We start from the raw sequence: 15,462 nt of genomic DNA on the forward strand, positions 1-15,462 counted from the left end.
GACACTGGTGAAAAAGCAGGCGAGCCCGTTGCAGGCCCGCCCTGAGGACGAATTATTCGACCGTTACTGATTTTGCCAGGTTACGCGGCTGGTCAACGTCGGTGCCCTTAATCAGCGCCACGTGATACGACAGCAGCTGCAGCGGCACGGTGTAGAAGATTGGCGCAATCGCCTCTTCCACGTGCGGCAGCGGGATGATTTTCATCCCGTCGCTGTCACTGAAACCGGCATCCTGATCGGCAAACACATACAGCAGGCCGCCGCGTGCGCGTACCTCTTCAATATTGGATTTCAGCTTCTCCAGCAGTTCGTTATTCGGTGCGACCACAATCACCGGCATGTCAGCATCAATCAGCGCCAGCGGGCCGTGCTTCAGCTCGCCCGCGGCGTACGCTTCAGCGTGGATGTAGGAGATCTCTTTCAGCTTCAGCGCGCCTTCCATTGCAATCGGATATTGATCGCCACGGCCAAGGAACAGCGCATTATGCTTGTCAGAGAAGCCTTCGGCGAGGCTCTCAATCACTTTGTCCTGCGCCAGCATCTGCTCGATACGGCTTGGCAGCGCCTGTAACGCGTGCACGATATCGTGCTCGGTTTCCGGCTTCATGCCGTGCAGACGGCCCAGTTTTGCCACCAGCATCAACAGCACGGTGAGCTGAGTGGTGAAGGCTTTGGTCGACGCCACGCCAATTTCCGTGCCCGCTTTGGTCATCAGCGCCAGATCCGATTCGCGCACCAGCGATGAGCCTGCCACGTTGCAGATAGCCAGCGAGCCCAGATACCCCAGCTCTTTTGACAGACGCAGGGCCGCCAGCGTATCGGCCGTTTCACCGGACTGCGACAGCGTAATCAGCAGGCTATTTTTACGTACTGCGGATTTGCGATAGCGGAATTCAGAGGCGATCTCCACGTCACACGGAATGTTTGCCAGCGATTCAAACCAGTAGCGTGAGACCATGCCCGAGTTGTATGACGTCCCGCAGGCGATAATCTGGATGTGCTCCACTTTGCTCAGCAGCGCTTCGGCATGCTCACCCAGTTCGCTGAGATCCACAATGCCATCGTGGAAGCGGCCGGCCAGGGTGTTCTTGATGGCGTTCGGCTGCTCGTAGATCTCTTTCTGCATGTAGTGGCGATAGATACCTTTATCACCGGCATCATACTGCGCGGTAGATTCAATCTCTGCGCGCTGCGCCTGTTTGCCATCGCGATCGATAATCGTTACTTCGCGGCGGGTGATCTCAGCAATATCGCCCTCTTCAAGGTAGATAAAGCGGCGCGTTACCGGCAGCAGTGCCAGCTGATCGGACGCAATAAAGTTCTCACCCACGCCACGGCCAATCACCAGCGGGCTGCCGGAACGGGCGGCCACCAGCACTGACGGATCGCGGCTGTCCATGATCACCATGCCATAAGCACCGCGCAGCTGCGGGATCACGCGCAGAATCACTTCGCGCAGTGTGCCGCCCTGTTTCTGCTCCCAGTGCACCAGATGGGCCACCACTTCGGTGTCCGTTTCCGAAGCAAAGCGATATCCCCGCTCAATCATCTGCGCGCGCAGCGGCTCGTGGTTCTCAATGATGCCGTTATGCACAATGATGATGTGCTCAGAGACATGGGGATGCGCATTGGCTTCTGACGGTTCACCGTGCGTTGCCCAGCGGGTGTGCGCGATACCGGTGCCGCCAATCAGCGGCTGCTCTTCTGCGGCTTCCGCCAGGTTAGCGACTTTGCCAAGACGACGCAGGCGCGTCATGTGTCCCTGGCGATCAACCACCGCCAGACCGGCGGAGTCATAACCGCGATACTCAAGACGACGCAGGCCTTCCAGCAGAATTTCTGCGATGTCACGCTGCGCTACTGCACCAACAATTCCACACATAATAGTTTCCTGACTTCATGGCTTTCGGCCATTGCGTTGTCATCTGACCTGATTTCCGGCTACGCCGGTTCCCCGAGCCTTGTAGAGAGTGGGGATATCGTTATGGCACTGCTAAACGGGCCGATCTTTGCCGGCCCTTAAAATTTATTTTTTCTTCACCGGGCGCTGCCAGCCCGCTTTGTGATTCTGCTCTTTGCGGTTATAGACCAGCTCCGCTGTGGGCACATCCCTCATTACCGTGGTACCGGCAGCGATGGTGGCGCCTGCGGCAACGGTGACCGGTGCCACCAGCTGCGTATCCGATCCCACAAACACGTTATCGCCAATGATGGTTTTAAATTTGTTCGCGCCATCGTAGTTGCAGGTAATGGTGCCGGCGCCGATGTTAACGCCTGCCCCAATCTCCGCATCGCCGAGATAGGAGAGGTGTCCGGCTTTTGAGCCTTTGCCCAGCGAAGCCTTTTTCATCTCAACAAAGTTACCCACGTGCGCCTCTTCAGCCAGCTCGCTCCCCGGACGCAGGCGCGCAAACGGCCCCACGGTACAGGCCGCCGCCAGCGTAGCGTCTTCGATAACCGAATAAGGCTGATCTCACAGTCATCGGCAATCACGCTGTTTTTAATGATGCAGCCTGCGCCGATTTTCACCCGGCTACCCAGCGTTACGTGGCCTTCAATGATCACATTGGTATCGATATCCACATCACGTCCGTGCTGCAGCGTACCGCGCAGATCGAAACGCGCCGGATCGCGCAGCATGACGCCCGCCAGCAGTAGCTTTTCAGCCTGCTCGCTCTGATAAGCGCGCTCCAGGGTGGCCAGCTGCAGGCGATTGTTGACGCCGTCAGTTTCAGTGTTGCGAGCGGGATGCACCGCATTAATGATGCGGCCTTCATGGTGGGCCATGGCGATGATGTCGGTGATATAGAACTCACCCTGCGCATTGTTGTTGTTCAGCTGCGCCAGCCAGCGCTTGAGGTCGCCGCCATTGGCGATCAGGATACCGGTGTTGATCTCCTGAATGTTCAGCTGTTCAGCGGAGGCATCTTTTTGCTCGACAATGCCGGTCACCGTACCGTTTTCCCGCACGATGCGGCCGTAGCCCGTCGGGTTATCCAGCACAACCGTCAGCAGACCAATGCCGCCCGCCGGTTTGGCTTCGCGCAGACGCTGCAGCGTCGGCTGCGAGATCAGCGGCACATCGCCGTAAAGCATCAGAATATCTTCGTCATCAGCAAAGAACGGCGCGGCCTGCTGCATCGCATGCCCCGTACCCAGTTGCTCAGCCTGCAGCACCCAGTTCAGCTTGTTGTGGGCCAGTTTCACCTGCAGCAACTCACCACCGTGACCATAGACCAGGTGCACCTGTTGTGCACCGAGGCCGGTAGCGGCATCAATCACATGCTGAACCATAGGTTTACCTGCCAGCGCATGCAGCACTTTAGGCAGATCGGAATACATACGGGTGCCTTTGCCAGCGGCCAGGATCACCACACTCATTGCGTTAGTTGACATAACTATCCAGACTCAGTTTAGCTTGCGAAAGTGTAAGGTTTACCCCTGAGATTACTACATTTTTCTCGCGACAAAATTAGCGGATGCAGAGGAGAGGGCAGTTTGTGCAGGCGATCGCCGTTCATGACCGCGCTGCATTGATAGCGCACGGTTTGCGACAGATATCTCTGTGTGGCAGGTAAAAAAATGCCAGCCCAATGGGCTGGCATTTCGTGACGCATAAAGCCTGATTACATCGCTTTTTTGGTCAGCTCGATAACGCGCAGTTTCGCGATAGCTTTCGCCAGTTCCGCAGAAGCCTGAGCATAGTCCACGTCGCCGTGGCTGCTGTTCATGTGGTCTTCTGCTTTACGTTTCGCTTCCAGCGCGCGCGCTTCGTCCAGGTCTTCACCGCGGATCGCGGTGTCGGCCAGAACGGTCGTGCTGCCCGGCTGTACTTCCAGCACGCCGCCAGAGAGGTAGATATACTCCTCTTCGCCGTGCTGTTTCACGATGCGAATCATACCAGGCTTGATGGCAGTCAGCAGCGGGGCGTGACCAGGATGGATACCCAGCTCACCTTCGCTACCTGACACCTGGATACGCTGCACCAGACCGGAGAACATTTGCTGCTCCGCGCTGACCACGTCCAGATGATAAGTCATAGCCATACCACTCCTCCCGGGAAACCGTTATTACAGTTTCTTCGCTTTTTCTACCGCTTCTTCGATAGCGCCGACCATGTAGAACGCCTGCTCTGGCAGGTGGTCGAATTCGCCTTCCATGATGCCTTTAAAGCCACGGATGGTGTCTTTCAGCGTCACGTATTTACCCGGAGAACCGGTGAAGACTTCAGCAACGAAGAACGGCTGGGACAGGAAGCGCTGAATCTTACGCGCACGTGCCACCAGCAGTTTGTCTTCTTCAGACAGCTCGTCCATACCGAGGATGGCGATGATGTCTTTCAGTTCCTGGTAACGCTGCAGCAGAGACTGCACGCCACGCGCAACGTCGTAGTGCTCCTGACCCACGATCAGTGGATCCAGCTGACGGCTGGTTGAATCCAGCGGGTCAACGGCCGGGTAGATACCCAGAGAGGCGATCTGACGGCTCAGCGTAACGGTTGAGTCTAAGTGAGCAAAGGTAGTTGCTGGTGACGGGTCAGTCAGGTCATCCGCAGGGACGTAAACGGCCTGTACGGAGGTGATTGAACCGGTTTTGGTGGAGGTAATACGCTCCTGCAACACACCCATCTCTTCGGCCAGCGTTGGCTGGTAACCTACCGCAGATGGCATACGACCCAGCAGTGCTGATACTTCAGTACCGGCCAGGGTGTAACGGTAGATGTTGTCGATGAACAGCAGAACGTCACGGCCTTCATCACGGAATTTTTCCGCCATGGTCAGACCGGTCAGTGCTACGCGCAGACGGTTACCCGGCGGCTCGTTCATCTGGCCATACACCAGCGCTACTTTATCGATAACGTTGGAGTCAGTCATTTCGTGGTAGAAGTCGTTACCCTCACGAGTACGCTCACCCACGCCGGCAAATACCGAGTAACCTGAGTGCTCAGCCGCAATGTTACGGATCAGCTCCATCATGTTTACGGTTTTACCTACACCCGCACCACCGAACAGACCAACTTTACCGCCCTTAGCGAACGGACACATCAGGTCGATAACCTTGATGCCGGTCTCCAGCAGTTCCTGCGAGTTAGACTGATCTTCATAAGAAGGCGCAGCACGGTGAATAGAGGAGACCTCTACTGTGGTGCCGTCGTCATTCTGCAGGTCGCCCTTCATGTCGATTGGCTCACCCAATACGTTCATGATACGGCCGAGGGTAGCTTTACCAACCGGAACCTGGATCGGTTTTTTCAGGTCAGCAACTTCCAGACCGCGCTTCAGGCCGTCAGAAGTACCCATGGCGATGGTACGCACCACGCCACCGCCCAGCTGCTGCTGAACTTCCAGCACCAGACGAGCATCACCATTCTTAACCTCGAGAGCGCTATATACCTGCGGTACTGCGTCCTGAGGGAATTCGACGTCAACTACGGCGCCGATAATCTGGACAATCTTTCCAGCTGCCATCTTGAATCCTCTACCTAATTCGAGAATATCCGGCCGCGCATGCGCGACGGGATATATGCCTGGTTATACCGCGGAGGCTCCCGAGACGATCTCGGTAAGTTCCTGAGTGATGCTGGCCTGACGAGCTTTGTTGTAAACCAACTGCAGCTCTTTGATCAGGTTTCCGCCGTTATCGGTTGCAGCTTTCATTGCCACCATACGTGCGGCCTGCTCACTGGCCAGGTTTTCCACCACACCCTGATAAACCTGCGATTCGACATAACGACGCAGCAGGGTATCCAGCAGCGCTTTCGGATCGGGTTCGTACAGGTAATCCCAGGTCTTCGCCTTCATCTCTTCTTCACCTTCCGCTGGCGGTAACGGCAGCAGTTGGGTAATGGTCGGAGTCTGAGACATGGTGTTATTAAACTTGTTGCCGACGATATACAGCTTGTCGATGCGGCCTTCATCATAGGCCTGCAACATCACTTTTACCGGGCCGATCAGATCAGACAGCGCAGGCTTATCACCCATGCCAGTGACCTGAGCCACGATGTTGCCACCTACAGAGCCGAAGAATGAAACGCCTTTTGAGCCGATAATGGCCAGATCGCTCTGTACGCCTTTATCCGCCCAGCCTTTCATTTCCGCCAGCAATTTTTTGAACAGGTTAATGTTCAAACCACCACAAAGCCCGCGGTCAGTCGAAACGACCAGGTAGCCGACGCGCTTAACGTCGCGCTCATCCAGGTATGGGTGCTTGTACTCCAGATTACCCAGAGCAAGGTGACCAATCACTTTGCGCATGGTATCTGCATACGGACGGCTGGCCGCCATGCGTTCCTGCGTTTTACGCATTTTGGAGGCGGCGACCATCTCCATCGCTTTGGTGATCTTCTGCGTATTTTTTACGCTGCCGATCTTGGTACGTATTTCTTTTGCGCCGGCCATTAGCTTCTCCTCAAAGCCTTGCGGCCTGCCTTTTCAGACAAGCCGCCAGACATTACCAGGACTGGGTTGCTTTAAACGTTTCGAGGAGGCCTTTCAGCTTCTCTTCGATCTCGTTGTTGTAGTTACCCGCCTGGTTGATTTCAGCCATCAGCTCAGCGTGTTCGCGATCCGCGAATGCCAGCAGAGCGGCTTCGAAGCTGCCGATTTTCGCCAGTTCAACGTCGTTCAGGAAGCCGCGCTCAGCCGCGAACAGTACCAGACCCTGTTGTGCAACAGACATCGGTGCATACTGTTTCTGCTTCAGCAGCTCGGTCACTTTCTGACCATGGCTCAGCTGCTTACGCGTTGCGTCGTCCAGATCGGAAGCGAACTGAGAGAACGCTGCCAGTTCACGATACTGTGCCAGAGCGGTACGGATACCACCGGACAGTTTCTTGATGATCTTGGTCTGTGCAGCACCACCAACACGGGATACAGAGATACCCGGGTTAACGGCCGGACGGATACCGGAGTTGAACAGGTTCGATTCCAGGAAGATCTGACCATCAGTAATCGAGATTACGTTGGTCGGAACGAATGCAGAAACGTCACCTGCCTGCGTTTCGATGATCGGCAGAGCGGTCAGAGAACCGGTTTTGCCTTTCACTTCACCGTTGGTGAAGCGCTCAACGTAGTCAGCGCTTACGCGTGATGCACGCTCCAGCAGACGAGAGTGGAGGTAGAACACGTCGCCCGGGAATGCTTCACGGCCTGGCGGACGGCGCAGCAGCAGAGAGATCTGACGGTAAGCAACAGCCTGCTTGGACAGGTCATCGTATACGATCAGCGCGTCTTCACCGCGGTCACGGAAGTACTCACCCATCGCACAACCGGCGTAAGGTGACAGGTACTGCAGCGCTGCAGATTCAGAAGCAGAAGCCACAACCACGATGGTGTTAGACAGCGCACCGTGCTCTTCCAGCTTACGCACTACGTTAGAAATGGTTGACGCTTTCTGGCCAATCGCGACGTAGACACACTTGATGCCTGAATCACGCTGGTTGATGATGGCGTCGATTGCCATTGCGGTTTTACCGGTCTGACGGTCACCGATGATCAGCTCACGCTGGCCACGGCCGATTGGAATCATCGCATCGACAGATTTGTAACCGGTCTGAACAGGCTGGTCTACTGACTGACGGTCGATAACGCCCGGTGCAATCACTTCAACTGGCGAGAAGCCGTCGTTGTCGATTGCGCCTTTACCGTCGATCGGTGCACCCAGGGTGTTCACCACACGGCCCAGCAGGCCACGGCCTACCGGTACTTCAAGAATACGACCCGTACACTTAACCTTCATGCCTTCGGCGAGGTCAGCGTACGGGCCCATCACCACTGCACCTACAGAGTCACGCTCGAGGTTCAGTGCGATAGCGTAACGGTTACCCGGCAGGGCAATCATCTCACCCTGCATGACATCGGCCAGGCCGTGTACGCGGATGATACCGTCACTTACAGAAACAATAGTACCTTCGTTGTGAGCTTCGCTCACCACATTGAACTGAGCAATGCGCTGCTTGATCAGTTCGCTGATTTCGGTGGAATTCAGTTGCATATGCTCCAGTCCCCTTAAGACTGCAAGACGTCTGCCAGACGGTCAAGACGGCCGCGCACGCTGCCATCAATCACCAGGTCACCCGCACGGATAACCACACCTGCCATTACAGACTTGTCAATTTTGCAATTCAGCTTAACTTTGCGTGACAGACGTTTTTCCATCGCGGCGCTGATTTTAGTCAGCTGGCTGTCACTCAGCGTACTGGCGGAGATCACGTCAACTTCGGCTGTCGCTTCATAAGCGTCGCGCAGTTGAATGAACTGTTCCAGTACCGCTGGAAGCGCTGTCAAACGTCCGTTCTCCGCCATAACCTTGATCAGGTTCTGAGCGTATTCATCAAGTTGATCACCACAGACTGCATTGAAAGAGGCAGACAAGGCTTCCGGTGCCAATGCACCGGAAAGGAGTTCTGCCATCTGTTCGTTGCGAGCCACTTCTGCGGCAAACGCCAGCATGGATTGCCAGCGGTCGATACTTTGATGCTCAACAGCAAAGTCAAAAGCTGCTTTGGCGTAGGGGCGAGCTACAGTAATCAGATCAGACATCAGCCCCTCCCTCCTTACAGTTCAGCGACCAGTTTATCAACGATGTCGCTGTTAGCAGCTTCATCCACGGAACGTTCGATGATTTTCTCGGCGCCAGCTAATGCCAGCAACGCGACTTGCTTACGCAGCTCTTCACGTGCACGTGAGCGCTCGGCTTCGATTTCTGCCTGCGCCTGAGACACGATGCGGTTACGTTCAGTCTCAGCTTCAGTTTTGGCTTCGTCCAGAATCTGGGCACGGCGTTTGTTCGCCTGCTCGATAATGACCTGAGCTTCGTCTTTCGCTTTTTTCAGCTGGTCGGTCGCATTGGCCTGCGCAAGATCCAAATCTTTCTTCGCGCGTTCAGCAGAAGCAAGGCCTTCAGCAATTTCTTTCTGGCGCTTTTCGATGGCAGCCATAATCGGCGGCCATACGTACTTCATGCAGAACGCGACAAACAGGATGAACGCGATGGCCTGGCCGAGGATTGTTGCATTAATGTTCACAGCACAATGCCTCTTATTAAGTTAACTTGCTCTGCCGCTATCAGTGATAAACGGCAGAATCCGTCCCTCATCACACTGCGTGCCATGAGTGAACCACGGCTACAGGCTTTAGGCGACAGCAAACATCACGTAGAGACCCAGACCAACAGCGATCATCGGGATTGCATCCACCAGACCCATTACAACAAAGAACTGCGTACGCAGCAGAGGGATCAGATCCGGTTGACGCGCTGCGCCTTCCAGGAATTTACCTCCGAGGATGCCGATACCGATCGCAGCACCGATTGCCGCCAGACCCATCATCACAGCGGCAGCCATGTACAGCAGATCCATATTCAGGTTTTCCATGACAGTCTCCAGTTTGTTTCAGTTAAAAGCTAAGTTGTTGAGATAAAAATCAATGTTCTTCAGATGCCATCGACAGATAGACAATCGTGAGGACCATGAAAATGAAAGCCTGCAGCGAAATAATCAGGATGTGGAAAATGGCCCATGGCACATTCAGCACCCACTGCGACCACCACGGCAGCAGACCGGCAATCAGGATAAAGATCAGCTCACCCGCATACATGTTGCCGAACAGTCGCAAACCGAGTGAAACCGGTTTAGACAGCAGGCTAACACCTTCAAGAATCAGGTTGATGGGGATGAAGATCGGGTGATTAAAAGGCTGCAGCGTCAGCTCTTTGGCGAAGCACCTACACCTTTCATTTTGATGCTGTAGAACAGAATCAAAATAAATACGCCCAGCGCCATAGACAGCGTGATGTTCACGTCTGCAGACGGCACGACGCGCAGCGCCGGCAGGCCCAGATAGTGCTCGCCAATAAACGGCAGCAAATCGATAGGCAGCAGATCCATGAAGTTCATCAGGAAGACCCAGACGAAAATCGTCAGAGCCAGCGGGGCGATAACTTTACTCTTACCGTGGTACATGTCGCGTACGTTGCTATCAACAAAGCCGACAACCAGCTCGATAGCCGCCTGCAATTTCCCTGGCACACCGCTGGTGGCGCTTTTTGCCACTTTGCGGAACAGGACCAGAAATACCAGTCCCAGTAATACAGAGAAAAACATGGAGTCCAGGTTTAACGTCCAGAACGTCGCTGGCGCGTCGTGTGCATTCACCAGCTCGAAAGTACGCAGGTCCATCTGAAGATGTGTCAGATGGTGACCTATGTATTCCTGCGGCGTTGAGATTTCTCCTGCGGCCATGATGCCTCTTACCCTTTGTTGTTAATTACAGCCGGCGCGACGATTTGTACCACCAGCACCGATAACCAGGTGATTGCGAGTGGCCAAAAGACCGCCCCAAATCCACCCAACGCCACAACGAGAAAAATAACAGTGGCAAACACCTTGAGTACTTCACCGAAAGCAAAGCTCCAGGCGACACGCCCTTTAGCCGGTGTTTGATCCTGCAGGCGCCAGGCTAAAAACATAAATAATACGTTTGGCAGCCAGGCTGCTGCTCCACCCGCGATGGCAGAGGCGCCCCAGGTGACATCTTTCAGGGCAAACAGCGCACCGATTACGACAAAGGTCACCAGCTGGATCACCAGCACGGTTCGGGCTAATTTCACACTGTAAAGAGACACTGACATGACGCTGAACTCTCCTGCCCCGGATGGGGTATGTCGCGTGTCGTATAAGACTGCCTTTACTCATTTGAGTCAAGCAGCAAAAGCCGTGCAAATTATACGGGCCGCACCTGCGATTTCAATCGGTAAGTAGCGAAAAGGTGAACAATTATTTAAATTTCTTTCTGGAGGGCTATTTTTCAAAAGATTCCCTTCCGCGCAGCGTGAGCCGCAACGCTGAAATTGCCGGGCCGACTTGCTTTTAAAGCGTGCTTCAGATCACATTATAAGCAACAGGCAAATGAACCATTTTGTTTTAAACCCGATTTTTACGAATTCACCCGCCTCTTATACCCATATAAATCAATTGGATGTAATAATAAGATAGCCGTACAGCGATGATTATCGATAAAAACACTCTATTGACATCGTGTATCGCAATAAAAACGTAAAATTCATATTACGTCCGCCGATTTATTGCAGAGTTATATTTTCAGAGGTGACTATCCGGTTCGGTTAATAGCGCATTCGAAGTGATATAACTGATAATGAATTGTGAATTAAACGTTAAATGTAACAGAGCTTTTCGGATAATTTCCGCTGCGGTTGTTAAACCGCTTCCCCTGCCCTGCTGAATAAAAGCGTTTATCCAAACGTGTTCAACCGCTGGTTTTTTATTCAGCCTGCCGGCTAAGCCAAATGGTGCAGATTAGTGTAAATCCACACCATTATTGCGACTACTGGCGGGAGATGACCACCAGATGACGTTCGCCGTCTAACTCCGGCACGCGCAGCGCTTCAATTTTATCCACGACAAAGCCCGCAGGCAGGAGTGCGATCTCCTCATCCGGCCGCACGCCTTTTAACGCGTAGAAGCGCCCGTGCACGCCAGGCAAATGATGGCACCAGCTCAGCATATCCTCAAGCGAGGCAAACGCCCGGCTTATTACCCCGTCAAAGGGCGGCTCTGCGGGAAACGCTTCGACACGGCTCTGCACAGGTGTAACGTTAGTAAGTCCTAACTCATGTTGTACCTGACGCAGGAAACGGACGCGCTTGCCAAGGCTATCCAGCAGCGTGAAATGAGCCTGTGGCCGTACAATCGCCAGCGGGATGCCAGGCAGTCCGGGGCCGGTTCCCACATCAATAAAACGCTCGCCCTGCAGATGCGGCTCCACTACGACACTGTCGAGGATATGGCGCACCAGCATCTGCTGCGGATCACGGACCGACGTAAGGTTGTACGCTTTGTTCCATTTGTGCAATAGCTCAACATAGCCAACCAGCTGCTGTTTTTGTTGATCGGAGAGCGAAATATTTGCCGCGTTAAGCAGCTGTGAGAGTTTGTTAATCACGGGGGAGATTCCATAAACGGGGGCGAGTTATCCCGCCCCGGGGTCAATCAGGCACTTTTACGCAGCAGGCCCTGTTTTTTCAGCCAGATCAGCAGAATTGAGATAGCAGCGGGTGTGATACCCGAAATACGCGAGGCCTGGCCGATTGAGGTCGGTTTATGATCGTTGAGTTTAGCGATCACTTCGTTCGACAAGCCATTGACCTGGCGATAATCAAGATCGACAGGCAGTACGGTATTTTCATTACGCTGCTGGCGATCAATCTCCTCCTGCTGGCGCGCAATGTAGCCTTCGTACTTCACCTGAATCTCAACCTGCTCGGCAGACTGCTCATCCATCAGCGCCGGTCCGTAACCGGGCACAGACATCAGCAACGCATAGGTCATTTCCGGGCGGCGCAGCAGATCTTCCGCGCTGGCCTCTTTGGTCAGCGGCGCGCTGATCACGCTGTTCACGTCGGCCACGTTGTCAGATTTCGGGTGTACCCACAGATCGCGCAGGCGCTGACGCTCCTGCTCAATGGCTTCCAGCTTCTGGTTGTAACGCGCCCAGCGAGCATCATCGACCAGACCCAGCTCGCGGCCGGTTTCGGTCAGACGCAGATCGGCGTTGTCTTCGCGCAGCATCAGACGGTACTCCGCGCGTGAGGTAAACATGCGGTAGGGCTCTTTCGTTCCCAGCGTACACAGGTCATCAACCAGTACGCCCAGATAAGCCTGATCGCGACGTGGTGCCCAGCCCTCTTTGTCGGCGGATTGACGTGCAGCGTTAAGACCTGCCAGCAGTCCTTGCGCCGCCGCTTCTTCGTAGCCGGTGGTGCCGTTGATCTGTCCGGCAAAGAACAGGCCGTGAATAAACTTACTCTCCAGCGTCGGCTTCAGGTCACGCGGATCGAAGAAGTCATACTCAATGGCGTAGCCAGGACGAACGATCGTCGCGTTCTCCAGCCCTTTCATTGAGCGTACGATCTGCATCTGCACATCAAACGGCAGGCTGGTTGAGATCCCGTTTGGATAGATTTCGTTGCTGGTCAGGCCTTCCGGCTCCAGGAAGATCTGATGCGCATTGCGATCGGCAAAGCGCATCACTTTGTCTTCGATCGACGGGCAGTAACGTGGTCCGATCCCTTCGATGATCCCGGCATACATCGGGCTGCGATCGAGGTTATTACGGATGACGTCATGGGTCTGCTCATTGGTATAGGTGATCCAGCACGGTACCTGCTTTGGATGCTGTGCGGCGCTGCCCATGAACGAGAACACCGGCATCGGATTGTCACCGTGTTGCGGTGCCAGCACGGAAAAATCGATGCTACGTGCATCAATGCGTGGCGGCGTACCGGTTTTCAGGCGATTTACTCGCAGCGGCAGTGCACGCAGGCGTTTTGCCAGCGGAATGGAGGGCGGATCGCCTGCGCGTCCACCGCTGTAGTTATCCAGACCGATATGAATTTTGCCATCGAGGAAAGTGCCCACGGTCAGCACAACGGTTTTAGCGCGGAACTTCAGGCCCATTTGGGTCACGGCGCCGACAACGCGATCGTTTTCGACGATCAGATCGTCAACCGCCTGCTGGAAGATCATCAGGTTCGGCTGGTTTTCCAGAGCGGTGCGTACCGCCTGGCGATACAGTACGCGGTCTGCCTGAGCACGCGTGGCACGGACGGCCGGACCTTTGCTGGCGTTTAGTATCCTAAACTGAATACCTGCCTGATCGATTGCATTGGCCATCAAACCGCCTAAGGCATCCACTTCCTTAACCAGGTGTCCTTTCCCGATGCCACCGATTGCCGGATTACAGGACATTTGCCCAAGCGTATCGATGTTGTGGGTGAGTAACAGGGTTTGCTGACCCATTCGGGCAGCCGCCATTGCGGCTTCTGTACCCGCATGACCACCACCAATTACGATGACGTCAAAAGGATCTGGATAAAACATGAAGTGGGTCCTCGTTAATGTTCGGACAGGGATCGTTGCCCTGGGCGGTGGATTCTACTGAAATTCTGATGCAGGCGAAAGTCGCCGGATCCTGTGGTGTAAAAGAAAGGATCTTTATTCTTTTATATGATCTATCTGTTAGATCTCTTATTAGGATCGCGCTTGCCTGTTGATAACACGAAAAAAGCAAAGCTTAACAGCAGATTAGTAAGGATCGTTTGCTGTGAATGATCGGTGATCCTGATCCGTATAAGCTGGGATCAACTTAGCTGCTTATCCACAGACGAAAAAAGCATCAAGGGTTGTTCTTTGGATAACTACCGGTTATACGCATGAATTGAGCTATCTTATCCACAAGTAGCCGCGTGAAAAAAGCATAATTACAGCGTAATACTCTGGGGACCGGCTGAATTTCCCGATCCCCCACCAGCAAAGATCGTTTTAAATCAGCGGATGCCAGTTGGCCACCCACGCTTCTGCCGGATCTTCAGGAATTTCGTGCTCGAGAACGTCGATCTCAAGGCGATCGCCAATGCGTTTTGCGCCCAGCTGAATGAGCTGCTGCTCCAGCAGTTTAATTGCCCCGCAGAACAGGTCATATTCGTGGTTGCCAATACCGACTGCGCCGAAGCGTACACCGGAGAGATCCGGTTGGCTCTCCTGTAGGGCTTCATATAAAGGCAGCAGATTGTCCGGTAACTCGCCGGCACCGTGCGTGGAAGTGACAACAAGCCAAATACCCTGCTGCGGTAACTCATCCAGCTCAGGACCGTGCAGCACCTCCGTTGAGAAGCCCGCTTCCTGCAGTTTTTCTTCCAGATGCTCAGCGACATATTCGGCGCTGCCAAGGGTACTGCCACTGATTAACGTAATATCGGCCATGATGCTCTCCCGCACTAAAGGCGAGCATTGTACGCTGTGATCAAGCCGTGATCCACCTGTGGAAAACAGGGTTAATAGCAGAAAGCATCAGGCGACAAGGCGCATCGCTGCTGCGATCCGCCCGGGATAAGTTTGTGCACAGATTATGGCGGGATCAGGGTTTGATGGTGCGCATGATCGGGTTTTGCAGCGAGATCAGCGTTTCGGTGGACTGAATTTCATCTATGGTCTGGATCTTGTTGATCAGCACCTGCTGCAGCGCGTCAATGGATCGGCACATAACTTTAATAAAGATGCTGTAGTGGCCCGTGGTGTACCAGGCCTCAACGACTTCGTCCAGCGCTTCCAGCTTGCTCAGCGCGGCCGGATAATCGCGTGCGCTCTTGAGGATAATGCCGATAAAGCAGCAGACATCAAAGCCAAGCTGGCGCGGATCGATCTCGACACGCGTACCCAGAATAATGCCGGCCTGGCGCATCTTCTCCACGCGCACATGAATGGTGCCGGGGCTAACGTTAAACTGTTTGGCGAGTTCGGCATAAGCAGTACGCGCGTTCTCCAGCAGCGCATTCAGAATGCCGCGATCAAGATTATCCAGTTGCAGGTGATCTGCCATCATCCATCCTCATTCAATTTGTCTTCTCTGAACTGTGGTGAATGTGCAGCAAATTGGCGGGACAGGC

Annotated in this window: 13 protein-coding genes and 2 pseudogenes; all 15 read right to left on the minus strand. The window is 54.3% G+C overall.

What is annotated here, in order from left to right:
• Window positions 1–52: 52 nt before the first annotated feature.
• A complete protein-coding gene (glmS, locus tag HA48_RS02580) occupies window positions 53–1,882 on the minus strand; it encodes a glutamine--fructose-6-phosphate transaminase (isomerizing) (protein WP_128599645.1) in 1,830 nt (609 codons plus the stop codon).
• A 144-nt stretch (window positions 1,883–2,026) separates the two neighbouring features.
• Window positions 2,027–3,396 (minus strand): annotated as a pseudogene (gene glmU / locus HA48_RS02585) (bifunctional UDP-N-acetylglucosamine diphosphorylase/glucosamine-1-phosphate N-acetyltransferase GlmU).
• A 230-nt stretch (window positions 3,397–3,626) separates the two neighbouring features.
• Window positions 3,627–4,046, minus strand: a complete 420-nt coding sequence (locus tag HA48_RS02590) for a F0F1 ATP synthase subunit epsilon (protein ID WP_128599646.1) — start codon at window positions 4,044–4,046, stop codon at window positions 3,627–3,629.
• A 24-nt stretch (window positions 4,047–4,070) separates the two neighbouring features.
• Window positions 4,071–5,468, minus strand: a complete 1,398-nt coding sequence (atpD, locus tag HA48_RS02595) for a F0F1 ATP synthase subunit beta (protein WP_128599647.1) — start codon at window positions 5,466–5,468, stop codon at window positions 4,071–4,073.
• A gap of 63 nt (window positions 5,469–5,531) precedes the next feature.
• The gene (gene atpG, locus HA48_RS02600; RefSeq protein ID WP_128599648.1) at window positions 5,532–6,398 is read right to left on the minus strand and encodes a F0F1 ATP synthase subunit gamma; all 867 of its coding nucleotides are present in this window, start codon (window positions 6,396–6,398) and stop codon (window positions 5,532–5,534) included.
• 52 nt (window positions 6,399–6,450) lie between these two features.
• Window positions 6,451–7,992, minus strand: coding sequence for a F0F1 ATP synthase subunit alpha (atpA, locus tag HA48_RS02605; protein WP_128599649.1), 1,542 nt, complete (start codon window positions 7,990–7,992; stop codon window positions 6,451–6,453).
• A gap of 14 nt (window positions 7,993–8,006) precedes the next feature.
• Window positions 8,007–8,540: a F0F1 ATP synthase subunit delta gene (atpH, locus tag HA48_RS02610; protein ID WP_128599650.1), complete on the minus strand. Its 534-nt coding sequence runs from the start codon at window positions 8,538–8,540 to the stop codon at window positions 8,007–8,009.
• Window positions 8,541–8,554: 14 nt separating this feature from the next.
• Window positions 8,555–9,025 carry a F0F1 ATP synthase subunit B gene (gene atpF, locus HA48_RS02615; RefSeq protein ID WP_128599651.1) on the minus strand — a complete coding sequence of 157 codons (471 nt, stop codon included), beginning with the start codon at window positions 9,023–9,025 and terminating at the stop codon, window positions 8,555–8,557.
• Window positions 9,026–9,133: 108 nt separating this feature from the next.
• Entirely contained in the window at window positions 9,134–9,373 is a 240-nt protein-coding gene (gene atpE, locus HA48_RS02620; protein ID WP_003849523.1) for a F0F1 ATP synthase subunit C, read from the minus strand.
• A gap of 49 nt (window positions 9,374–9,422) precedes the next feature.
• Window positions 9,423–10,240, minus strand: a pseudogene (gene atpB, locus HA48_RS02625) (F0F1 ATP synthase subunit A).
• 8 nt (window positions 10,241–10,248) lie between these two features.
• Window positions 10,249–10,629, minus strand: a complete 381-nt coding sequence (atpI, locus tag HA48_RS02630) for a F0F1 ATP synthase subunit I (RefSeq protein ID WP_128599652.1) — start codon at window positions 10,627–10,629, stop codon at window positions 10,249–10,251.
• Between the two features lie 713 nt (window positions 10,630–11,342).
• Complete coding sequence (gene rsmG, locus HA48_RS02635; protein WP_128599653.1) at window positions 11,343–11,960, minus strand: 16S rRNA (guanine(527)-N(7))-methyltransferase RsmG; 618 nt, start codon at window positions 11,958–11,960, stop codon at window positions 11,343–11,345.
• Between the two features lie 47 nt (window positions 11,961–12,007).
• Entirely contained in the window at window positions 12,008–13,897 is a 1,890-nt protein-coding gene (mnmG, locus tag HA48_RS02640) for a tRNA uridine-5-carboxymethylaminomethyl(34) synthesis enzyme MnmG (RefSeq protein ID WP_128599654.1), read from the minus strand.
• 441 nt (window positions 13,898–14,338) lie between these two features.
• Window positions 14,339–14,779, minus strand: a complete 441-nt coding sequence (gene mioC, locus HA48_RS02645) for an FMN-binding protein MioC (RefSeq protein WP_128599655.1) — start codon at window positions 14,777–14,779, stop codon at window positions 14,339–14,341.
• A gap of 154 nt (window positions 14,780–14,933) precedes the next feature.
• The gene (asnC, locus tag HA48_RS02650; protein WP_128599673.1) at window positions 14,934–15,395 is read right to left on the minus strand and encodes a transcriptional regulator AsnC; all 462 of its coding nucleotides are present in this window, start codon (window positions 15,393–15,395) and stop codon (window positions 14,934–14,936) included.
• Window positions 15,396–15,462: the final 67 nt, after the last annotated feature.

It is taken from the genome of Pantoea wallisii, assembly GCF_002095485.1.
GTDB classification, from domain to species: Bacteria; Pseudomonadota; Gammaproteobacteria; order Enterobacterales; family Enterobacteriaceae; genus Pantoea; species Pantoea wallisii.